The organism is Streptomyces paradoxus, from assembly GCF_014202475.1.
Classification (GTDB): Bacteria; Actinomycetota; Actinomycetes; order Streptomycetales; family Streptomycetaceae; genus Streptomyces; species Streptomyces paradoxus.
The window spans coordinates 307,706-329,434 of the sequence record NZ_JACHGV010000005.1 but is presented as its reverse complement, the minus strand read 5'-3'; the positions used below and the strand labels follow the sequence as shown (position 1 = coordinate 329,434).

General features: G+C 72.6%; 17 protein-coding genes. 6 read left to right on the top strand and 11 right to left on the bottom strand.

From position 1 onward, the window contains the following. Positions 1–117 precede the first annotated feature (117 nt). Positions 118–510: a nitroreductase/quinone reductase family protein gene (locus HNR57_RS19130; RefSeq protein ID WP_184561448.1), complete on the top strand. Its 393-nt coding sequence runs from the start codon at positions 118–120 to the stop codon at positions 508–510. Between the two features lie 6 nt (positions 511–516). Here HNR57_RS19130 and HNR57_RS19125 read toward each other — a convergent pair whose 3' ends face one another. From HNR57_RS19125 to afsR, 9 genes are all read right to left on the bottom strand, one after another. Beyond that, positions 517–1,968 carry an aldehyde dehydrogenase family protein gene (locus tag HNR57_RS19125; RefSeq protein ID WP_184561216.1) on the bottom strand — a complete coding sequence of 484 codons (1,452 nt, stop codon included), beginning with the start codon at positions 1,966–1,968 and terminating at the stop codon, positions 517–519. After that, positions 1,965–3,695, bottom strand: coding sequence for an N-acyl-D-amino-acid deacylase family protein (locus HNR57_RS19120; protein WP_184561215.1), 1,731 nt, complete (start codon positions 3,693–3,695; stop codon positions 1,965–1,967). Before HNR57_RS19120 ends, HNR57_RS19125 begins: the two co-directional genes overlap by 4 nt. A gap of 96 nt (positions 3,696–3,791) precedes the next feature. Beyond that, entirely contained in the window at positions 3,792–4,910 is a 1,119-nt protein-coding gene (locus tag HNR57_RS19115; protein ID WP_184561214.1) for an LLM class flavin-dependent oxidoreductase, read from the bottom strand. 96 nt (positions 4,911–5,006) lie between these two features. Continuing rightward, entirely contained in the window at positions 5,007–5,777 is a 771-nt protein-coding gene (locus tag HNR57_RS19110; RefSeq protein WP_184561213.1) for an SDR family NAD(P)-dependent oxidoreductase, read from the bottom strand. A 9-nt stretch (positions 5,778–5,786) separates the two neighbouring features. Then, complete coding sequence (locus tag HNR57_RS19105) at positions 5,787–6,689, bottom strand: TIGR03619 family F420-dependent LLM class oxidoreductase (protein WP_184561447.1); 903 nt, start codon at positions 6,687–6,689, stop codon at positions 5,787–5,789. A 14-nt stretch (positions 6,690–6,703) separates the two neighbouring features. After that, the gene (locus HNR57_RS19100) at positions 6,704–7,951 is read right to left on the bottom strand and encodes an amidohydrolase family protein (RefSeq protein WP_184561212.1); all 1,248 of its coding nucleotides are present in this window, start codon (positions 7,949–7,951) and stop codon (positions 6,704–6,706) included. Between the two features lie 125 nt (positions 7,952–8,076). After that, positions 8,077–8,781 carry an endonuclease domain-containing protein gene (locus tag HNR57_RS19095; RefSeq protein ID WP_246554743.1) on the bottom strand — a complete coding sequence of 235 codons (705 nt, stop codon included), beginning with the start codon at positions 8,779–8,781 and terminating at the stop codon, positions 8,077–8,079. Positions 8,782–9,231: 450 nt separating this feature from the next. Next, positions 9,232–9,408 (bottom strand): hypothetical protein, encoded by a 177-nt coding sequence (locus HNR57_RS19090; RefSeq protein ID WP_184561211.1) that lies wholly within the window; start codon positions 9,406–9,408, stop codon positions 9,232–9,234. A 217-nt stretch (positions 9,409–9,625) separates the two neighbouring features. After that, positions 9,626–12,670 carry an SARP-family global regulator AfsR gene (gene afsR / locus HNR57_RS19085; RefSeq protein WP_184561210.1) on the bottom strand — a complete coding sequence of 1,015 codons (3,045 nt, stop codon included), beginning with the start codon at positions 12,668–12,670 and terminating at the stop codon, positions 9,626–9,628. Between the two features lie 320 nt (positions 12,671–12,990). Here afsR and HNR57_RS19080 point away from each other — a divergent pair, with 320 nt between their 5' ends. Continuing rightward, the gene (locus HNR57_RS19080) at positions 12,991–13,917 is read left to right on the top strand and encodes an SMP-30/gluconolactonase/LRE family protein (protein ID WP_184561209.1); all 927 of its coding nucleotides are present in this window, start codon (positions 12,991–12,993) and stop codon (positions 13,915–13,917) included. On the opposite strand, the gene HNR57_RS19075 is transcribed toward HNR57_RS19080, so the two are convergent. Continuing rightward, positions 13,907–15,514 carry a FadD3 family acyl-CoA ligase gene (locus HNR57_RS19075; RefSeq protein ID WP_184561208.1) on the bottom strand — a complete coding sequence of 536 codons (1,608 nt, stop codon included), beginning with the start codon at positions 15,512–15,514 and terminating at the stop codon, positions 13,907–13,909. The genes HNR57_RS19080 and HNR57_RS19075 overlap by 11 nt on opposite strands. A 97-nt stretch (positions 15,515–15,611) precedes the next feature. Here HNR57_RS19075 and HNR57_RS19070 point away from each other — a divergent pair, with 97 nt between their 5' ends. The 4 genes from HNR57_RS19070 to HNR57_RS19055 are packed head-to-tail and all read left to right on the top strand — an operon-like array spanning position 15,612 to position 18,967. Continuing rightward, complete coding sequence (locus HNR57_RS19070; protein ID WP_184561207.1) at positions 15,612–16,772, top strand: lipid-transfer protein; 1,161 nt, start codon at positions 15,612–15,614, stop codon at positions 16,770–16,772. Positions 16,773–16,781: 9 nt separating this feature from the next. Continuing rightward, positions 16,782–17,195 carry a Zn-ribbon domain-containing OB-fold protein gene (locus HNR57_RS19065; protein WP_184561206.1) on the top strand — a complete coding sequence of 138 codons (414 nt, stop codon included), beginning with the start codon at positions 16,782–16,784 and terminating at the stop codon, positions 17,193–17,195. After that, positions 17,192–17,968 (top strand): enoyl-CoA hydratase/isomerase family protein, encoded by a 777-nt coding sequence (locus HNR57_RS19060; protein ID WP_184561205.1) that lies wholly within the window; start codon positions 17,192–17,194, stop codon positions 17,966–17,968. The genes HNR57_RS19065 and HNR57_RS19060 overlap by 4 nt, the downstream gene beginning before the upstream one ends. Before the next feature lie 48 nt (positions 17,969–18,016). Beyond that, entirely contained in the window at positions 18,017–18,967 is a 951-nt protein-coding gene (locus HNR57_RS19055) for an alpha/beta fold hydrolase (RefSeq protein WP_184561445.1), read from the top strand. A 154-nt stretch (positions 18,968–19,121) separates the two neighbouring features. On the opposite strand, the gene afsK is transcribed toward HNR57_RS19055, so the two are convergent. Beyond that, positions 19,122–21,539 (bottom strand): protein serine/threonine kinase AfsK, encoded by a 2,418-nt coding sequence (afsK, locus tag HNR57_RS19050; protein ID WP_184561204.1) that lies wholly within the window; start codon positions 21,537–21,539, stop codon positions 19,122–19,124. Positions 21,540–21,729 lie beyond the last annotated feature (190 nt).

Sequence of the window (21,729 nt, the reverse complement as noted above, 5' to 3'; positions counted from 1 at the left end):
GATCGAGTGTCGGACCCCCTTATGTGGATCACGGAAGTAGAGGGCCAGCCGCCCGTCGTCCGACTCCGCCGCCGGGCGGGCAGCGGCAGTACGTCCCGGTCCACGACCGGCCAGCGGTTGTCCCGCCGCACCGACCTGAGGTTCCGCGCGACCACCGCCGTCCAGCGCCGCCTCAACCCGCTCCTGCGCCGCCTCCCCCTCCAGACGGTCCTGGAGACGACGGGCCGCGTCTCGGGGCGGCCCCGCCGGACGCCGGTGGGCGGGCGCCGCGTCGGCGGCTCCTTCTGGCTGGTGTCGGAGTTCGGCGAGCGGTCGCAGTACGTGCGCAACATCAAGGCGGATCCGCGGGTACGGGTACGGATCCGCGGCCGCTGGCACGCGGGCACGGCGCATCTGATGCCGCAGGACGATCCGGTGGCGCGGCTGCGCGGGCTGCCCCGGGTCAACAGCCTGGGGGTGCGGGTCCTCGGGACGAACCTGCTGACGGTGCGGGTGGACCTGGACGCCTGAGGGGCCTCACCCCGGCCACACGATCGCCTGCACCTCGCTGTAGGCGTGCAGCGCGTACGACCCGACGTCCCGGCCGACGCCACTCTTCTTGAAGCCGCCGAAGGGCGCTTCCATGTTGCGGCCGACGGTGTTCACGCCCACCCCGCCGGCCCGCAGCCGCCGCGCCACCCGGAAGGCCCGGGCCACGTCGCCCGACCAGACGTAGTCGATGAGGCCGTAGTCGGTGTCGTTGGCGAGCGCGATGCCCTCCTCCTCGTCGTCGAAGGGGACGACGGCCACCACCGGCCCGAAGATCTCCTCGCGGACCACGCGCATGTCGCTGCCGCAGCCGGCCAGGAGGGTGGGGGCGACGTAGAAGCCGCTGGGCAGAACCGGGCGTTCGCCGCCCGTCACCACCACCGCGCCCTCCTTCCGGCCCAGTTCGACGTACGACTCCACCCGATCCCGGTGCGCCCCCGAGATCACCGGCCCGACCACGGTGTCCCGCTCGCGCGGGTCCCCGACCTTCAGCCGGCGGGCGTAGGCGGCCAGTTGGTCCACCAGACGGTCGTGGATGCCGCGCTGCGCCAGCACCCGTGTCGGTGCCGTGCAGATCTGGCCGCTGTAGAAGGAGAAGGTCGTGCCGATCCCGGCGACGGCCGAGCCGAGGTCGGCGTCGTCGAAGACGACCGCGGCGCCCTTCCCGCCCAGCTCCATCAACTGCCGTTTCATGTCGCGCCCGCACACCTCGCCGATGCGCTGCCCGACCGCCGTGGAGCCGGTGAAGCTGACCATGTCGACGTCCGGCGACGCCACGGCCGCCTCGCCGACCTCCGTACGGGAGCCGCTGACGACGTTCACCACGCCCGGCGGCACGCCCGCCGCCTCCAGGGCCTCCGCCATCCGGTACACCGACAGCGGATCCTGCGGGGCCGGTTTCACCACGACCGTGTTGCCCATGGCCAGGGCGGGCGCGATCTTCCCGGCCGGGTTGGCCCAGGGGTTGTTGTACGAGGTGACGCAGGTGACGACCCCGACGGGCTGCCGGACGGCCAGGGCGCCCATCACACCCGCCTTCCCCATCGGTCCGGCCTCGTTGATCTGCGGCGGGACCGGCCACTCGGCGGGCTCCACGCGCGCGTAGCGCCGGAAGCGGGCGGCGGCGACGCCGACCTGCATGCCACGCGCGGTGCCGAGGGTCGCTCCGGTCTCCGCCCGGGCCAGTGACGCGTACTCCTCCAGCCGTCCGGTGATGATCCCCGCCGCCCGCCCGAGGACCGCGGCCCGCTCCTCCGGTGCGGTGCGCGACCACGGCCCGAAGGCCTCGCGGGCCGCGGCACAGGCCGCGAGCACCTGCTCCCGCGAGGCCTCCGGCGCCCACCCGACGGTCTCCTCGCTCGCCGGGTCGGTCACCTCGTAGTGCCCGCCGTCCGGCTCCACCCAGGAGCCGCCGACGAACAACGGCTGCCGTGCCGTCACCGTGTGCTCACCGTCTCCGTGTCCCGCCCCGAGCGGAGCACCCGGCCCGGTACGGCCCCGGTCACCACGTCGTCCCGGATCGCCTCGGCCCCGTTGACCCACACGGCCCGCACGCCCAGCGCCCGGGAGTCCAGCCGCGGGCTGCCGCCCGGCAGGTCGTGCACCAGGGTGGCCGGGCCCGCGTCGATCCGCTCCGGGTCGAACAGGACCAGGTCGGCGTGCCAGCCCTCCTGGATCCGCCCCCGCTCGCGCAGTCCGAAGAGCCGTGCCGGGTCGTCGGTCAGCATCTTCACGGCCTGCTCCAGACCGACCAGCTTCCGGCCCCGCAGGCAGTCCCCGAGGAACCGGGTGGTGTACGGCGCCCCGCACATCCGGTCCAGATGGGCGCCCGCGTCGGACCCGCCGAGCAGCACGTCCTCGTGCTGCCAGGTCTCGGCCCGCAGCGCCCAGGACGCCGGGTCGTTGTCGGTCGGCATCGGCCACAGCACCGTGCGCAGTTCGTCGTTGGCGCAGATCTCCACCAGACACTCGAAGGGTTCCTGCCCGCGCTCCTCGGCGATGTCCCGCACCACGCGCCCGGTGAGCCCGGCGTTCGCCTCGCTGTAGGTGTCGCCGATGACGTACCGCCCGAAGTTCGCGAGCCGCCGGAAGACCCCCGCCTCCTTGGAGTTCGCGCGCCGCAGCAGCTCGGCCCGCACGTCCGGGTCGCGCAGCTTCTCGATCCGCTCGGGCACGGGCAGTCCGAGGACCGGCCCCCACCCGGGGATGAGGTTCAGCGCGCAGAACGTCCCCAGCGACATGTTCATGGGGGTGAGGATCGGCATGGTGAGGGCCACGACCCTGCCGCCCGCCTTCCTCGCCTGCTCGCTCGCCAGCAGCTGCCGGGGCACGCGCTCGGGAACGGACGCGTCGATGGTCAGCACGTTCCAGTTCAGCGGCCGCCCGGCCACCGCGCTCATCTCCACGAACAGATCGATCTCCGCGTCGCTGAACTGGTCCAGACAGCCCGCGACGATCGCCTCGATCTGCGTGCCCTCGCACTCCCCGACGGCCCGCGACAGGGCCAGCAGCTCGGCCGGCTGGGCGTGCCGTGAGGCGACGGGCTGCCCGTCGCCGTCGGAGTGACTGCTCGACTGGGTGGTGGACAGGCCCCACGCCCCGGCGTTCATGGCCTCCCGCAGCAGCCGCACCATCGCGGCGAGCTGCTCCTGGCTCGGCTGCCCGCCCACCGCGTCCGGCCCCATCACGTACCGCCGCAGCGCACAGTGCCCCACCATGAAACCGGCGTTGACGGCTATCCGCCCCTCCAGGGCGTCCAGGTACTCCCCGAAGGAGTGCCAGCTCCAGGGCGCCCCCTCCTCCAGCGCCACCAGCGCCATGCCCTCGACCCTGGACATCATCCGCCGCGTGTAGTCGGCGTCCTCGGGCCGGTCAGGATGCAGCGGCGCGAGCGTGAACCCGCAGTTCCCCCCGGCGACGGTGGTGACGCCGTGGTTGAGCGAGGGCGTGGCGTACGGATCCCAGAAGAGCTGGGCGTCGTAGTGGGTGTGGGGGTCGACGAAGCCGGGGGTGAGGACGAGTCCGGTGGCGTCCTCGACCGACCGTGCCTCCTCGGTGACCGTCCCTACGACGGCGATCCGACCGTCTCGTATCCCGACGTCGGCGGTGTATGCCGAGGCACCCGTCCCGTCCACGACTGTCGCGCCCTGGATGACGTGATCGAGCATGGGGGCTTCCTCTCAGCTCCGGTGCGATGTCCTACCTCAAGGGGCGCGGGGAACTGCGCGATCAGCCACGCACCACCCGCACCCGCCGACGAAAGCTCAGGCGCCCTGACGGAACCGCGAAGTCCGATGCACGGGATCCGTATCGATCCTGGGAATCACGTACTCCCCGACCAGCCGGATCGTCTGCAGCGTCTCCTCCTTCGGCACCCCCACCGGCAACCCGAAACTCAGCTGATCCGCCCCGGCCTGCTCCCACCGCTTGCACTGCCGCAGCACCTCGTCCGGATCCCCGCAGATCAGCAGCTCCTCCTCGATGAGGACCTCCACGAACTCCTCGGTGTACTCCGGCAGCGTCTGAGGCCACACCGGGAACCCCTCGGGCCGGGGGAACGTGTCGTGGTACCGGAACACCAGCGAGGGCAGGTAGTGCAGCCCCCCGCTCGCGGCGATCCGCACCGCCTCCTCATGGGTGGGCGCGCAGATCGCCGTGGTCGTCACCATCACGTTGTCGTTGACGAACGCGCCGACCGGCTCCGCGTCCACGATCGCCGTCTTGTACTGCTCCAGCACCCACTCCATGTCGGAGACCTTCTGCACGCTGAAGCCGAGCACGCCGAGCCCCTTCTTCGCGGCCATGGCGTACGACGGGGGCGAACCGGCCGCGTACCACATGGCCGGGTGCGCCGGACCGTACGGCTTCGGCAGGACCTTCCTCGGCGGCAGCGACCAGTGTTTGCCCTGGAAGCCCTGGTACTCGTCCTGGAGCCACATCCTGGGGAACTCGGCGATGGTCTCTTCCCACAGCTCCTTGGTGTGGTTCATGTCGGTGACCCCCGGCATGAACCCGAGGATCTCGTGGGACCCGGCGCCCCGTCCGCTGCCGAACTCGAAGCGGTTGCCGCTGAGGTGGTCGAGCATGGCGACCTTCTCGGCGACCTTCACCGGGTGGTTGACGGGGGCGAGCGGGTTGAAGATCCCGGAGCCGAGATGGATCCGCTCGGTCGCGTGCGCCAGGTACCCGAGGAAGACGTCGTTGGCGGACAGATGCGAGTACTCGTCCAGGAAGTGGTGCTCGGAGGCCCAGGCGTACTTGAAACCGGACTTGTCGGCCTGGATGACGTACTCGGTCTCCTCCATCAGCGCCTTGTGCTCGGCGAGCGGGTCGGTCTCGGCCCGTTTGCCGACGTATCCCTGAACGAAGATGCCGAATTCCAAGGAGGTTCACCGCCCCTGCGTTGTTCTGACGCACCGTCAGATTTATGAGTCAGACTGTTCCACCGGCCCTCGGGAGCGTCAATAGCTGATGGTGTGTCAGATAATGCTGACCCCGGCCAGCCATCCGCCGTCGATCACGAACGGCTGGCCCGTGATGTACGACGAGTCCTCCGAGGTCAGGAACAGCGCGAGCCTGGCCACCTCCTCGGGCCGCCCGGCCCTGCCCAGCGGCACGAGCTTGCGGTACAGCCGGTCGAGGCCCTTCGCCGTCTCCCCCGGGTCGGCGTCCGGGTCCAGCCGCGCCGGGTTGGACATCGCCGTGTCGATGGCCCCCGGGCAGACGGCGTTGACGCGTATCCCCCGCCCCGCCAGCTCCAGGGCGGCGACCCGGGTCAGGCCGACCACGGCGTGCTTGGTCGCGGCGTAGGCGCCCACCGCGGCCATCCCGGTCAGGCCCGTGCAGGAGGCGGTGTTGACGATCGTGCCCCCGTCGGCCATCTCCGGGGCGACCGCCTTGATGCCGAGGAGGCAGCCCACCTGGTTGACCTGGACGACCTGCATGAACTCGTCGAGGGGTGTGTCGAGGAGGGAGTTGAAGCGCAGGATCCCGGCGTTGTTGACGAGCCCGTCGACATGGCCGTAGGCCTCTCGGGTGGCGGCGACGGCGGCCCGCCAGTCTTCCTCCCGGCCCACGTCCAGATGGACGTACCGCGCGCCGATCTCCTTGGCGAGGGCCTCGCCCTGGTCGTCGAGCACGTCCGCGAGGACCACCCGGGCCCCCTCGGCCGCGAACAGCCGGGCCTCCTGCTCACCCTGGCCGCGTGCGGCGCCGGTGACGATGACGACCCGTCCGTCGAGCTTGCCCATGGGGTCTCCTCACAGCTCGGGGGCGACCTCGGCGCCGAACGCCGCGATCTGATCGGTCAGTTCGCTGCGGCTCCGGCTTCGGAACCGCAGCTGGATCTGGTGCACGCCCATCGCCCGGTACGCCCGCAGCGACTCGGCGAGTTCCCGCGGCGCGCCGGTGAGGGTGCGCCGCCCCACGTCCCACCGGGGCGTCCCGGCGTACAGCGGCTCGGCAATGGCACCCACGGTGAACGGGCCCCGCGCACGGGCCTCCTCGCGCAGTTCCCCGATGCGGGCGATCTGCGCCGGCAGCCGGTCCCTCGGATCCCCCTGCGGCAGCCACCCGTCGCCCTTGAGCGCGGCCCGGCGTACGGCGGCGGGCGAGGAGCCGCCGACCCAGACGGGAACCCGGTCCTGCACCGGCCGGGGCCGCTGCCCGAGCCCCTCGAAGTCGTACAGCTTGCCGTGGTGCTCGGGGAACTCCTCGGGCCCCAGGGCGGCGCGGAGGGCGTCGAGGCACTCGTCCAGCACGGCGCCGCGCCCGCGGAAGTCGACGCCCAGCGCCTCGAACTCCTCCCGCACGTGCCCGGCTCCGACCCCGAGGACCAGCCGGCCCCCGCTGAGGTGGTCGAGGGTGGCGTACTGCTTGGCGGTGAGCAGGGGGTGCCGCAGCCCGACGATCGCGACATGGCTGAGCAGCCGGACGCGTTCGGTGGCGGCGGCGAGGAAGGCGAGGGTGGCGACCGGGTCGTACCAGACGGTGCTCATCGCGGCGGCGAGGCGGCGCGGGATGCCGACGTGATCACAACTGGCCAGGTAGTCGAACCCGGCCCGGTCGGCGGCGCGTGCGATCTCCAGCAGGTCCTCCGGCCCGGCCTCCGCCTCCCAGCCCTCTGCGTAGAGGGTGCTCTGCGACTGGACGGGGAGCTGCATCCCGTACCGCAGGCTCACCGCGCACCACCGCCGCCGCCCGGCCACAGGCCCTCGGCGGTGAGCCCGAGCAGCTCGATGGCGTTGCCGCGCACGATTCGCTCGACCACCTCCGCCTCCAGGTGCCCCATCTGCGCCTCGCCGACCTCGCGGGACTTGGGCCAGGTGGAGTCGGAGTGCGGGTAGTCGGTCTCGTAGAGGACGTTGCCGACGCCGATGGAGTCGAGGTTGCGCAGGCCGAAGGCGTCGTCGAAGAAGCAGCCGTGGACGTGCTCGGCGAAGAGCTCGGACGGTGGCCGGTGCACCTTGTCGGCGACTCCGCCCCAGCCGCGGTTCTCCTCCCACACCACGTCGGCCCGCTCCAGGATGTAGGGGATCCAGCCGATCTGCCCCTCGGCGTACATGACCTTGAGGTTCGGGAACTGCTCGAACTTGCCGCTCATCAGCCAGTCGACCATGGAGAAGCAGCAGTTGGCGTAGGTGATGGTGGAGCCGACGGCGGGCGGGGCGTCCGCCGAGGTGGAGGGCATGCGGCTGCTGGAGCCGATGTGCATGGCGACGACCGTGCCCGTCTCGTCGCACGCTTCGAGGAAGGGGTCCCAGCCGTCGGTGTGGATGGAGGGCAGGCCGAGGAACGGCGGTATCTCGGAGAAGGCGACGGCGCGGACCCCGCGGGCGGCGTTGCGCCGGACCTCCGCCGCCGCCAGCCCGGCGTCCCACAGGGGGACGATGGGCAGGGGTATGAGCCGCCCGTGCGCGTCCGGGCCGCACCACTCCTCCACCATCCAGTCGTTGTAGGCCCGCACGCAGAGCAGGCCCAGCTCGTGGTCCTTCGCCTCGGTGAAGGTCTGGCCGCAGAAGCGCGGGAACGTGGGGAAGCAGAGGGCGGACTGGACGTGGTTGACGTCCATGTCGGCGAGCCGCTCGGTGACGTCGTAGGACCCGGGCCGCATCTGCTCGTAGGTGATGACCTCCAGCCGGATCTCGTCCCTGTCGTACCCGACGGCGGTGTCGAGCCGGGTCAGGGGCCGCCGCAGATCCTCGTAGACCCACCAGTCCCCGACGGGCCCGTCGTCCCCGGGCTGCCCCATGACCGGCTTGAAACGCCCGCCCAGAAAGGTCATTTCCTTCACGGGGGCCCGGACGATCCGCGGTCCGGCATCCCGGTACTTCCCCGGAAGCCGGTCCTGCCAGACGCTCGCGGGCTCCACGGTGTGGTCGTCCACGGAGATGATCAGCGGAAACGTGCTGTCGTGGGTGTCCATGGCGCTCACGGTAGCGCTGATCTGACGGGGCGTCAGCTACGTGGTACTGGAGCGCTTGGGCTCCAGCCCCCTCCCTGCACCTGGGCATGCCCGTCCGGACACGGCCCATCCGCTCCACTGTCTCCTCACCCGAGGGCGAGCAGCGCCGCGCGAATCTCCGCGAGCATCCCGGCAGGGCGGTGGAACACGTCCTGGGCGGTGAAGCGCAGCAGGCTGCGCACCTCGGGGCACTGGAGGACCTGGTTGAAGCGGGAGACGTCCCGCCGGTGCGCCTCGCGGGTGCCGTGGTAGGCGTAGCCCTCGATCTCGACCGCCAGCCCCTCGCGCCGGAACAGGAAGTCGAGGACGACGCGACGGCCGAGCGGGGTGAACAGTTCGACCTGAGTCTCGGGCCGAAGGCCGGTGTCGGCCATGCGCAGGCGGGCGACGGTCTCGGCCGGCGATCCGGCCCGAGGGTCGCACAAGTCGAGCCATCGGCGGGTCTTCGCCGACCCCCGCGACGGGTGTGCCGCCGCCACCGCGTCCAGTCCGGCAAGCGGCGCCCTTCGTGCGGACCCGGCCCGACGGTGGGTCACCGCCGACTCCAGGGCGACGAACGCGTCGTCCCTCGGCAGGGAGCGGAGCAGGTCGACGAGAGTCCGTACGGGACTGGTGACCCGCAGGCCCTGCCGCAGGGCCACGTCCTCGGGGGCGAGGAACATCCGCCGCACGTGCACACCCTTGGCCTTGCCGCGGAAGCTGAGGTCGGGGTCGAGGAACTCCAAGGGCGCTTCAGCAACAGGGGTGAGGGTCTCGATGCGCCAGAGGGCGGCGGCGGAACGGTGGCTCACGACGAGTCGGGGAGTGAGGAGCTGGACGGCTCGCAGCCGGGTGGGGAGGTCCGCGGCCCGCCCGGGCTCCAGCCAAGCCCCGGCCTGAAGCCGGCCCCAGCCCTCCGCCCGAAGGGCACGGGTGAGGCTCCGGGCGGGCCAGCCCGACGCCAGGGCGTCAGCGCCCGTAGCGCCGTTCGTTCTTCCACGCCGCCAAGATCGCAGGAAACACGGCAGGCCTGGGCGGCCTGTGGATAACTTCCCGGCTCACCGCGCTCGACGCGATGCGCTTCGCTGGGGTGTCGATCAGAGCGATCAGAGCGAGGCGAGCAAATCGGTCTGGTGTGAGATCACGTGGGATGAGCCGGCACAGGTGGCGTCATGCCAGAGTTCCGTTTCCGTGGCCGGACACACCTCGGCCGCGACGGCTCCCCCTCCGCGCCGCCGCGGCCGAACCCCGTGCGTGGTGGCTTACTTCGTCGGCTTGAAGGGCTCCGACGTGGCGTGCAGGTCCTTCGTCTCCAGCGGCTCGCCGGTGGCGTGCAGGTCCTGCTTCTTGACGGCGCCCTCGTCCGTGGCGTGCAGGTCCTTGGTCTCCAGCGGCTCGTCGGTGGCGTGCAGGTCCTGCGGCTTGAGCTCGTCGCTCATGATCGTCAACTCCCCTTGACATGGAACAGGCAGTGAGGTCGACGGGCCTGCCCGGTCACTCCCCCGAGGATGGCCGGGCAGGCCCGCCCGGGCCCGCTCACCCTGAAACATCAGAGCGAGGCCCGTGCAGTGACCCGTCTGCCCCCCGACGCGACGGATCGACTGCGTCCATGATGGCGTGGGGGGATAAACGATTGATGAACGCCCCGACCGCTGCTCAGGCCGCCTGCACCGGGGACAGCAGCGCACGCACCTCGGCCGCCTCCGGTGAGCCCAGCTCCTCGTAGATCCCGGCCGCTTCCTGCCAGCAGACCTGGGCCCGGCCGGTCTGGCCGATGCCGCTGAGCGCGCGCCCGAGCACCGTGAGGACGTTGCCCCGCCGCCACTCCCCGCCGATCCCGCGCAGCACGGTGAGCGCCATCTCGGCGTTGGCGGCCGCGCGGGCCGCGCGCCGGGCTGCGAGATCGACCTCGGCCAGCCGGAACAGGCTCATGCCCTCCCAGAGGCGCTGCCTGCTGTCGCGGAAGACCTCCAGGGCCTCCTGGAGCCGGGCGGCAGCGTCGCCCAGTTCGCCGCTCTGGGTGAGGGCGAGCCCGAGGGCGTAGCGGGCGTTCGCCCCGCGCATCGAGTTGCCCATGCCGTCGTAGATGTCGATGCCCTCCTGGGCCAGCGCGACCGCACTCTGGGTCCGCCCGGTCGCCAGGTGGATCCGGGAGAGGTTGCAGAGCGCGGCGGCCTCGCCCGGACGGTCGCCCAGGGCCCGGAAGTGCTCGATGGCCCGGGAGAGGTGCTCCTCGCCGTCCGTGTGGCGGTTCTGGTACAGCGCGATGATGCCGCGCGCGTTGCGCGCCCAGCAGACGGGGAGCAGGTCGTCGGACTCCTGCGCGAGGAGGATGGCCCGTTCCGCCTCCTCCTCGGCCCGTTCGAAACGGCCGCTCACGTGGTGGACGTTGACGAGCGTCATCAGCGCTCGTGCCTCCGCCCGCCCGAGGCCGTGCGAGCGGGCCGCGCCGACGAGCGCCTCGGCCGTCGCCTCGTACTCCCTGGAGTTGGCCCCCGACTCGGAGAGGTCGTGCGCCGCCCACAGCATGTCGATCGCCCGGGGGAGGGTCTCCGGCCGCCCCGCGGACTGCCGTACGCACGCGAGGAGGCAGATGGCCTCCGCGTACAGCCAGTCCTGCGCCGCGTGCCGGTCGTCGAACCGCAGCCCCGGGTACGACGTGGGCTCCAGGTGATCCACCAGCCGGTCCCCGGGGCGCTCGATCGCGTACACGCCCGCCGCGGACGCCAGGTAGAAGTCCAGCAGCCTGGACAGCGCCGACCCCCTTTCGCTCGGGGGAAGTTCGTCCCTTTCGGCGCAGGCACGCGCGTAGAGCCGCACCAGATCGTGGAAGCGGTAGCGGCCGGGGGCCGCCGATTCGAGGAGGGAGGTGTCCACGAGGGACTCCAGCAGGTCCTCCGTGTCCTCGGCCGGGAGGTCCAGGACCGCCGCCGCCGCGGCGAGGGAGATGTCGGGGCCGTCCGCGAGGCCCAGCAGGCGGAACGCGCGGGCCTGGGCCGGTTCCAGCTGGCCGTAGCCGAGTTCGAAGGTGGCCTTGACGGCCAGGTCGCCGGCCTGGAGTTCGTCCAGGCGGCGGCGCTCGTCGGCGAGCTTCGCCGCGAGGACCGACACCGTCCAGGTGCGGCGGGCCGCGAGGCGGGACGCCGCGATGCGGATGGCCAGCGGGAGGAAGCCGCAGGCCGCCACCACGTCCAGGGCGGCCTCGCGCTCGGACGCCACCCGCTCCTCGCCCACGATCTTCGTGAACAGCGCCAGCGCCTCGTCCGGGGACATCACGTCCAGGTCGATCAGGTGGGCGCCCGCCAGGTCCACCATCCGCGTACGGGAGGTGACCAGCGCGGCGCAGCCGTCCGTGCCGGGCAGCAGGGGGCGCACCTGGGCGGCGTCCCGGGCGTTGTCCAGCAGGACCAGGACCCGGCGGCCGGCCAGGACCGAGCGGTAGAGGGCCGCGCGTTCCTCCAGGGAGTCGGGGATCGCCGAGTCGGCCGTGCCGAGGGCCCGCAGGAAGGAGCCGAGGACCGTCTCCGGCTCCGCCGCCAAGGCGCCCGCGCCCTGCAGGTCGACGTACAGCTGCCCGTCCGGGAACGCCGTGCGCGCCTGGTGGGCCACGTGCACCGCGAGGGTCGTCTTGCCGACGCCGCCGATGCCGGCCAGTGCCGAGACCGCCATGACCCGGCCCTCGGCGGAGGCGAGGATGTCGCCCAGTTCGCGGACGAAGGCGGTACGGCCGGTGAAGTCCGGAACAGTCGCGGGCAGTTGCGCGGGGCGGACCGGCACGGAGGCCGGTTCGGGGGCCGGGGAGGAGGGCTCCGCCAGGCCCGGGTCCGCCTGGAGGATCCGCTGCTGCAGCTCGCTCAGGCCGGGGCGCGGGTCCACGCCGAGTTCGTCGGCGAGCAGACGGCGGGTGTCGGCGTACACGGCAAGGGCCTCGGCCTGGCGGCCGCTGCGGTAGAGCGCCAGCATCAGCAGCTCGCGGAGCCGCTCGCGCAGCGGATGGGCCGCGGTGAGGGCCGTGAGCTCGGAGACGGCCTCGGCGTGACAGCCCTGCTCAAGATCCATGTCCAGGCGCGATTCGAGGAGTTGGAGCCGCCACTCCTCCAGACGCACGCGCTGGGCTTCGGCGTAGGGGCCGGGCACTCCGGCCAGGGTCTCCCCGTCCCACAGGGCGAGGGCGCGGCGCAGGGTGTCGCGGGCGTGGCACAGGTCGCCGGCGGAGCGGGCCTTCTCCGCCTCGGTCGCCAGGTCGTGGGCGACGGTGAGGTCCAGGGCGCCCTCGGCGAGACCGCGGACCGCGTAGCCGCCGGACTCGCTGACCAGGACGGCGGAGGTGCCGCCCGCCCGGCGTCCCTCGCCGCCCGGGTCCAGCACCTTGCGCAGGCGGGAGGCGTACGTCCGTACCGCCGCCAGTGCCTGCGAGGGCGATTCATCGCCCCACAGGGCGTCGATCAGCTCCGCCGCCGTGGCCGTCCGGCCCTCGCGCAGCAGCAGGGCGGCGAGCAGGGCGCGTTGCTGGGGGGATCCGGTGGCGACCGGCTCGTCACCGCGCCAGGCGCGCACGGGGCCGAGCACGCTGAAGCGCAGGGTCACTGGCTCGGCCGGCCTCTCCGGCTCGGCCGTCGTCGCAGACCCCGGCGATGCCGGCGTGGAGTCGAAACGCCGCTGCTCCGGTACGCGCGGCACACCGTTCGGTACACCGTCCATGCAGTCCCCCTAGACATCCTGAGCAACCACGCCAGTTTGCCTTGTTGACGGCGGATACGTCAGCTGTGGGAGACACCGATCACAGGGCGGCGCACGGGAGTCCATGAAGTCTGCACAGTCTCTCCGCACATGGGTGGCCAGGGGCCGCTTACTCGGGGGGAGTTGGAGCGTTCGGGCCTGCTGACGGGGCTCCGGCCCAGGTCGGCGAACGAGAGGGCTGCCCAACTGCTCCTGTTGACGACTGGTGTCGCCGGGACGTGTCCGGGGGCGTCGCGCGATAGTGGTCACCGGTTCAGCTTCCCAACCCGAAGGCGGCCCCCATGCCCGGCGACCAGCCCCACCTCTACGAGACCCTCGACGAGCGGTTCCGGACGGGGCGGTGTCAGGCGGGGGACTCGCGGCTGGAGACGTTGTACGACGGGTGCCGGTGGGCCGAGGGGCCGGTGTACGTGCCCGCCGGGCGGTATCTCGTGTGGAGCGACATCCCGAACGACCGGCTGCTGCGGTGGGACGAGACCACCGGGGCCGTCGGGGTGTTCCGCTCCCCCGCCGGATACCCGAACGGCAGCACCCTGGACGGCCAGGGCCGTCTCATCACCTGTGAGCAGGGCAACCGGCGGGTGACCCGGACCGAGCACGACGGCTCGGTCAGCGTGATCGCCGAGCGGTTCCGGGGCAAGCGGCTCAACAGCCCGAACGACGCCGTCGTGAAGTCGGACGGCTCGGTGTGGTTCTCCGACCCCGAGTTCGGGATCGCCACCGACTACGAGGGGCACCGCGCCGAGTCCGAGATCGGGGCCCGCAACGTCTACCGCGTCGACCCCACGAACGGCGAGGTGCGGCTGGTCGCCGACGGGTTCCAGGGGCCCAACGGGCTGGTCTTCTCGCCGGACGAGCGGCGGCTGTACGTGTCCGACAGCGTCGCCAACCACATCCGCGTCTTCGACGTCGGCGAGGACGGCGCCACCCTGTCCGGCGGCGAGGTCTTCGCCGCGTGCGCCAACGGCAACTTCGACAACATCCGGTTCGACGACCAGGGGCGGCTCTGGGCCGCCGCCATGGCCGGGGGCGTGCACTGCTACGACCCCGACGGCACGCTGATCGGCCGCATCCTGGTGCCCGGCACCGTCGCCAACGTCCGGTTCGGCGGCGCCCGGCGCAACCGCCTGTTCATCGCCGCCGACACCACCCTGTACTCGTTGATGATGTCGGTCACCGGCACCCCGGCCCTGCCGGTCAGCCGGTGACCGGGTCCCGCAGCGCGCCCTTCACGACCTTCCCGCTCGCGTTGCGCGGCAGTTCCGCGACGAACCGGACGGTCCTCGGGACCTTGTAGTTCGCCATCTCCCTGCGGGACCAGGCGATCAGGTCGTCGGCGGTCAGCAGGGCCCCGGGGCGCCGTACGACGTAGGCCCTGCCGACCTCCCCGAGCCGGGCGTCCGGTACGCCGATCACCGCCACGTCCGCCACGTCCGGGTGGAGGCCCAGGAGCTGCTCTATCTCGGCGGGGTAGGCGTTGAAGCCGCCGACGATGAACATGTCCTTGATGCGGTCGGTGATGCGCAGGTTGCCCGCGGCGTCCAGGACTCCGACGTCGCCGGTGCGCAGCCAGCCGTCCGGCGTGAGCACCTCGGCGGTGGCCCGCTCGTCCTCGTAGTAGCCGCTCATGACGTGGAAGCCGCGCACCAGGACCTCGCCCGGCAGGCCGGGTGCCAGGGCCCTGCCCTCACCGTCCACGACCCGCACCTGCGTGCCGGGGATGGCGCGGCCCGACGTGGACGCGATCACCGTCGGGTCGTCGCCGCGCCGGCACATCGTGACGACACCGCTCGCTTCGGACAGGCCGTAGGCGGTGAGGACCGTGCCGATGCCCAGTTCGGTGCGCAGCCGCTCCACCAGCCGCAGCGGCACGACCGCAGCCCCCGTCACGACCAGGCGCAGGGCCGTCAGGTCGTGGGCGTCCCGGGCGGGGTGGTCCAGGAGGGACTGGAGGAGGGTCGGGGGGCCGGGGAGCACGGAGATCCGCTCGGCGGCGATGTTGGCGAGGACCGTCGTCACGTTGAACACCGGCTGGGGGATCATCGTCGCGCCCCGCATGAGGCAGGCGATCACCCCCGCCTTGTAGCCGAAGGTGTGGAAGAAGGGGTTGACGATCAGGTAGCGGTCGCCCCGGGTGAGGCCCGCCAGGTCGCTCCAGATGCCGTACGCCCGCAGCGTCTGGTCGTGGGTGATGACGGCACCCTTGGGGCGGCCCGTCGTGCCCGAGGTGAAGATGATGTCCGAGGGCCAGGCCCCCTGGACGGCGCCGGACCTTTCCCGTACGTCCGCCGTCCCCATCCCCTCCCCCGCGGCCAGGAAGTCCTTCCAGGTCAGGAAGTCCGCCGGGGCGTCGCCCGAGAGGACGACCGCGTGCTTCAGGGCCGGCAGGCCAGGCAGGGGGCCGGTGCCCGGGCCGTCTCCGGCCGCCCGGCGCAGGGACGCCACGTACGACGTGCCGAGGAACGTGCCGGTGACGAACAGCAGCCGGGTGCCGCTGCGGCGCAGCACGTCCGCGGCTTCGGCGCCCTTGAACCGGGTGTTCAGCGGCACGAGCACCGCCCCCGCGCAGACCGCGCCCAGGGCCGCGACGATCCAGTCGAGCGAGTTCGGGGCCCAGATGCCGACCCGGTCGCCCGGTTCGACACCGGTCGCCATGCAGGCCGCCGCCGCGCGCTCCACGCGGGCGCCCAGCTCCGCGTAGGTGACGCGGGTCCGGCCCTCGACGACCGCCTCGACGTCCGCGTACCGCTCGGCCGCCGTCCTGACCAGGTCCGGAACGCTTCCCCATGCCGTATCCGCTCGCACAGCGCGCCTCCCGACGACGTAGGAGCTGACTGTCCGTCAGATTATCTGTAATCTGACGACCTGTCAGCGACCGTTCGGGCCCGGAGGTGCGCGCAGCATGGCAGCAGGATCGGGAGGCCTCAAGGACGCCACCGCCATCGTCGGCATAGGCCAGACGCCCTTCGCCAAACGGCTCCCGGAGGACGAACGCACCCTCGCCTGCCGTGCCGTGCTGGCCGCGCTCGACGACGCGGGGATCGCGCCCGGCGAGGTCGACGCCCTCGCCTCCTACACCATGGAGGAGACCGACGAGGTGGAGCTGGCGAAGGCCTGCGGCTTCGGCGACCTCACCTTCTTCAGCAAGGTCGGCTTCGGCGGCGGGGGTTCGTGCGCCACCGTCGCCCATCTCGCCGCCGCCATCACCGCCGGGCAGGCGAACGTCGGGGTGGCCTGGCGGTCCCGCAAGCGGGGCAGCGGGCCCCGGCCCTGGACGAACACCACCGTCCAGCTCCCGACCCCGGCCCAGTGGACCCGGCCCTACGGGCTGCTGAGGCCGGCCGACGAGATCGCGATGCTCACCCGCCGCTACCTGCACGAGTACGGCGCCAGCCGCGACCACCTGTTCAACGTCGCCCTGGCCTGCCGCAACCGGGCCAACCAGAACCCCGCCGCGATCATGTACGACCGGCCCCTCACCCGCGAGATGTACATGACCTCCCGCTGGATCAGCGAACCGCTCTGCCTCTTCGACAACTGCCTGGAGACCGACGGGGCGCTGGCCTGTGTCGTGGTCTCCGCCGAGCGCGCCCGCGACTGCCGGCAGCGGCCCGTCCTGGTCCATTCCGTCGCCCAGTCGCTCCCCGCCCAGCACCACGGCATGGTGAACTACTGGAACGACGACCCCCTCACCGGGCCCGCCTGGGCCGCCGCCCGGCACCTGTGGAAACACTCCGACCTGGCCCCCGAGGATGTCGACGTCGCCCAGATCTACGACGCCTTCACGCCCCTGGTCCTGCTCTCCCTGGAGGGCTACGGCTTCTGCGGGCGCGGTGAGGGCGGGGCGTTCACCGAGGGCGGGGCGCTGGAGACCGGCGGGCTGCTGCCGCTGAACACCGGCGGGGGCGGGCTGTCCGAGGCCTACGTCCACGGCTTCAACCTCATCAACGAAGGCGTGAAGCAGCTGCGCGGGACCAGTACCGCGCAGGTGCCGGACGCCTCGGCCTGCCTGGTCACGGCGGGCGAAGGGGTTCCCACCTCCGCGCTGCTGCTGAGGAGTTGAGGAGCAACCATGCTGCGTCCCGTCCCCGACGCCGACGGCGCCCCCTTCTGGGAGTACGCCGCCCAGGGCGAACTCCGCGTCCAGGCCTGCGCCGCGTGCGGAGAACTCCGCTTCCCGCCCCGGCCCTGCTGCCCGCACTGCCAGTCCTTCGACAGCGAGTGGCGGCCGGTGTCCGGCCGGGGCCGGGTCTGGTCGTACGTCGTCGCCCATCCGCCGCTGCTGCCCGACTACGCCGCGCAGGCGCCGTACAACGTGGTCGTCGTCGAGCTGGAGGAGGCGCCCCGCATCCGGCTGGTGGGCAATCTGGTCGCCGGGGCCGGACAGCCCCTCGACTCGCTGCCGCCGCAGAGCGTGCGCATCGGCGCCCGGGTCCGGGCCGTCTTCCACGACGGGCTGCCCCAGTGGGTCCCGGAGCGGTCATGAGCAGTGTGCTCCTGGAGGCCGACCGGGACAGCGGGGTCGCCGTCGTGACGCTGGACCGGCCCGGGCGGCTCAATGCCGTCGACCTCGCCATGGCCGACGAACTGGCTTCCATCTGGCATGAGTTGCGGTTCGACGACGCCGTGCGGGCGATCGTCCTCACCGGGGCCGGCGAGCGGGCCTTCTGCACCGGCATCGACCGGGACGCCGTCGTGCCGCAGCCGAACTCGCCGTACGCGCAGGACGATCCGCTGCTCGGGATCGGGCCGAAGGCGAACGACCTGTGGAAACCGGTCGTCGCCGCCGTGCACGGCATGGCCTGCGGAGGTGCCTTCTACCTGCTCGGCGAGGCCGAGTTCGTCGTCGCGGACCCCACGGCCACCTTCTTCGACCCGCACACCACCTACGGCATGGTCAGCGCCTACGAGTCCGTGCTCATGGCGCAGCGCATGCCGTACGGGGAGGCCGCGCGGATGGCGCTGATGGGGACGGCGGAGCGGATCTCGGCGCGGCGGGCGTACGAGATCGGGCTGGTGTCGGAACTCGTGCCCAAGGGCGAGGCGTTGGGGGCGGCGACCGCGTGCGCCGCCGTCCTCGCCGGGTATCCGACCGAGGCCGTGCAGGGGACGGTCCGGGCGCTGTGGGCCGCGAGTGAGGCGGGCCGCGCGCAGGGATTCGCACAGGCACCGCATCTCATCGCACTCGGGAACGCGGCGGGTGAGCGGCAGGCCCGGCTGTTCACCGAGCGGCGGCGGGAGTACCGGTTGCGCGAGTGAAGTCGTTGACCCCTACACCCTTATGCTCGGGGCGTGGTTGAGCATCGGATGATCGACGTCAATGGCATACAACTGCACATCGCCGAGCGGGGCGAGGGCCCGCTCGTGGTGCTGCTGCACGGATTCCCGGAGTCCTGGCACTCCTGGCGGCACCAGTTCGGCCCGCTGGCCGAGGCCGGTTTCCGGGTGGTCGCGCCCGACCAGCGCGGGTACGGCGGCAGCGACCGCCCCGAGGACGTGGCCGCGTACAGCATCCTCCATCTGGTGGGGGACGTGGTCGGGCTGGTCCACGCGCTGGGCGAGGAGCGGGCGTTCGTCGTCGGGCACGACTGGGGCGCGCCGGTGGCCTGGCACACCGCGCTGCTGCGGCCGGACGTGGTGCGCGGGGTGGCGGGGCTGAGCGTTCCGCCGCCGTTCCGCGGCAGCCGGCCTCCGCTTCAGACCATGCAGGAGCGGTTCGAGGGCCGCTTCTACTGGAACTACTTCAGCCGGCCGGGGGCCGCGGACGCCGAGTTCGCCGCCGACACCCGCACGACCCTGCGCAAGCTGCTGTACTCCGCTTCCGGTGACGCGCCGGACGCCGGGCGTCCCGAGCAGGCCCTGGTCGACCTGGAGCGCGGCTGGCTCACGGACACGCCGGACCCCGAGGTGCTGCCCGAGTGGCTCACCGAGCAGGATCTCGACGTGCTCACCGAGAGCTTCGAGCCGGGCTTCACCGGCGCGCTCAACTGGTACCGCAACCTGGACCGCAACTGGGAGCTGACCGCCCCCTGGCAGGGCGCGGTCGTCTCCCCGCCCGCGCTGTACGTGTACGGCGACCGCGACCTGGTCCCCGCCTTCCCCGGGACGCCCGAACTGATCGAGCGGCTGCCGGACTTGATGCCGGACCTGCGCCGCAAGCCGCTCGTGCTGCCGGGCTGCGGCCACTGGACGCAGCAGGAGCGGCCCGCCGAGGTGAACGAAGCGCTGATCGGCTTCCTGACGGAACTGCGGGACTGACGCACCGCGGCCGGTCGTCCCATTGCCTGGCGACCGGCCCGCACCCGGCGTAGCGTCGTGGGTGGGAGCGCTGCACGGGCCGCTCCCCGACGAGCGGCGGCCGCCGTCCGGAGCACCCCTTCCGTACGCCGGGACGACGGCCGTCCCGGGCCGGTCAGGCGGTGCGCGCCGTGCCCGTGCCCTTCTCCGCGTCCAGTGCGTACACGCAGCGGTCCTTGCTGCACGCGTACACCACCCCGTCCCGGACGACCGGGGAGCCGGTGATCTCTCCGCCGGTGGCGAGCTTCCAGCGCAGCCGGCCGTCGTCGGCCTTCAGGGTGTAGAGCAGGTGGTCGGTGGAGCCGAAGTGGATACGGCCCTCGGCCACCGAGGGGGCGCCCACGATGTCGCCGCCCGCCTGGAAACGCCACTTGGGTGTGCCGGTGACCGCGTCGAGGGTGTAGAGGCCCTTGCCGCTGCCCACGTGGACGTGTCCTGCGGCGACCAGGACGGGGTCGACGCAGGAGCGGGCCTCGGTGGCGATGCGCCAGCGGTCGCGGCCGTCGGTGGCGTCGAGGGCGTAGACCGTGCCGAGGTAGTCGGCGAGGTAGATGCCGCCGCCGGTGACGGCCGGGCCGGGGACGAAGGTGGGCGGGCAGAGGAACACGGCCGGGGCCTCGAAGTGCCACTTCACGTGCCCGGCGGCCACGTCGAGGGCGAGGACGCGGGTGCCGGCGCAGACGTAGACGTAGCCGTCGGTCGCCTGCGTGAGCCGGATCGGGACGCCGCCGCAGGAGGCCGCGTCGCCGATCGGGTACGACCAGCGCTCGTCGCCGGTGCGGGCGTCCAGGGCGCGCAGCCGGGCGTCCTGCCACACGTAGACCGTGCCGTCGTGCAGGGCGGGCCCGGCCTCGGGGGACTCGAAGTCGGACTGGCAGCCGGTGACCTCCCACAGCTTCTGGCCGCTGGAGGCCTCCCAGCCCTGGACGCCGCCGCCGCGGGTGCCGGTGACGACGGTGCCCCGGGCGGCCTGGAGCGAGTAGACCCAGGCGTCCGTCTGGAGGCGCCAGAGGTCGGCTCCCTCTCGGGCGTCCAGGGCGAACAGGGTGGGCCCGTCGGAGGCGTGGATACGGCCGTCGGCGACCGCCATGGACCAGGCGACGTCCCGGGTCTTGAAGCGGCGGCGGCCGGTGGCGACGTCCAGCGCGTGCACCTCGAAGGAGGTGACGTAGACCAGGTCGTCGGCGACCGAGGGCGTGCCCCAGACGTCGTTGGACATGCGGAAGCGCCAGGGCCGCCAGCCGCCGGCCTGCTCCGGCGGCGCGGCCGGGGCCGGGGGCGCGGCGACGGCGGGGCCCACGGCGGGGTCCGTGCCGTTGACGCCGGGACGGGGCTTGGACCAGGAGGCGGCGAGGGCGGCCTCCGGTGCCGGCGCCTGCGCGGCGGCGGCGCGGACGTCCGCTACGCGCGGGCCCGGGCCGATGGGCACCTTGGCGCCGGCGAGGCGGACGGGACCGGTGTCGGGGCCGATGGGGGCACCTCCCTGCTCGAGCGAAGCCGAGAGCTTGGGGGAGGGCGCGGGGGCGGGCGACGGGACGACCGGGTCGTGCGCGGGCGGGGGCGGGATGGGCGCCGGGCCCGGTGCGGGGCGTCCGCCGCCGCTGCGGCCGGCGCCGGGGGCGGGCTTGCCGGCCGGGCGGCCGTTGCGGCGGGACTCGATCAGGCCCACGGCCCGCTCGGGCAGCCATGCGGAGGCCGTGCCGCTGTCGTCGGAGCCGGAGCCGAAGAGGTGGGGGGCCAGCTGGGCCTGGAGGTCGGCCGGGTTGGGGCGGGCCGTCGGGTCCATCTGCATACAGGACTCGATGAGCGGACGCAGTTCGTCCGGCAGGCCTTCGAGGTCCGGGCCCTCGCGCAGCAGCATGAAGACCGTCTCGACCGGGTTGGCGCCGTGGAAGGGCGGGTGGCCGGTGGCGGCGAAGACCAGCATGGAGCCCAGGGAGAAGACGTCGCTGGCGCCGGTGACGCTGCGGGAGTCCTTGGCCTGCTCGGGGGACATGTAGGCGGGCGTGCCGACGGCGACGTTCGTCATCGTCAAACGCGTGTTCGAGACGCCCGACGCGATGCCGAAGTCGATCACCCGGGGCCCGTCCTCCACGACGAGGACGTTCGACGGTTTGAGGTCCCGGTGCACCAGGCCCGCGCCGTGGATGGACTGGAGCGCCTCGGCCACGCCCGCCGCCAGCCAGCGCACCGCCTGGGCCGGCATCGGACCGCAGTCGTTCACTATCTCTTCGAGGGAGGGCGCGGGGACGTACGCGGTGGCCAGCCACGGCACGGCGGCGCGCGGGTCGGCGTCCACGACCGCGGCCGTGTAGAAGCCGGAGACGGCGCGGGCCGCCTCCACCTCACGCGTGAAGCGGACCCGGAACAGCTGGTCCTCGGCCAGCTCCGTCCGGACGGTCTTGATCGCCACGCGCCGGCCGGACGCCGAACGCGCGAGATAGACCAGCCCCATGCCGCCGGCACCCAGCCGTCCCAGCACCTCGAACGGCCCGATCCGCCGCGGATCGTGCTGCGTCAGCTGATCCACCACTCTGCCTGCCACCTCCCCGTACGAGCCGCGCCAAAGCCACATGTTCCACGCGACCCCGTGCAGCGTCTCACCACCGCACCGCCATGGCGGCACGCACCCTGATTCTTCCTGGCCGGAGCCCTGGTTGCGAACCCGGTGACAATTCGGATGTCTCGGGAGACAAGCGAACAAACGATGACCAAACAATGCC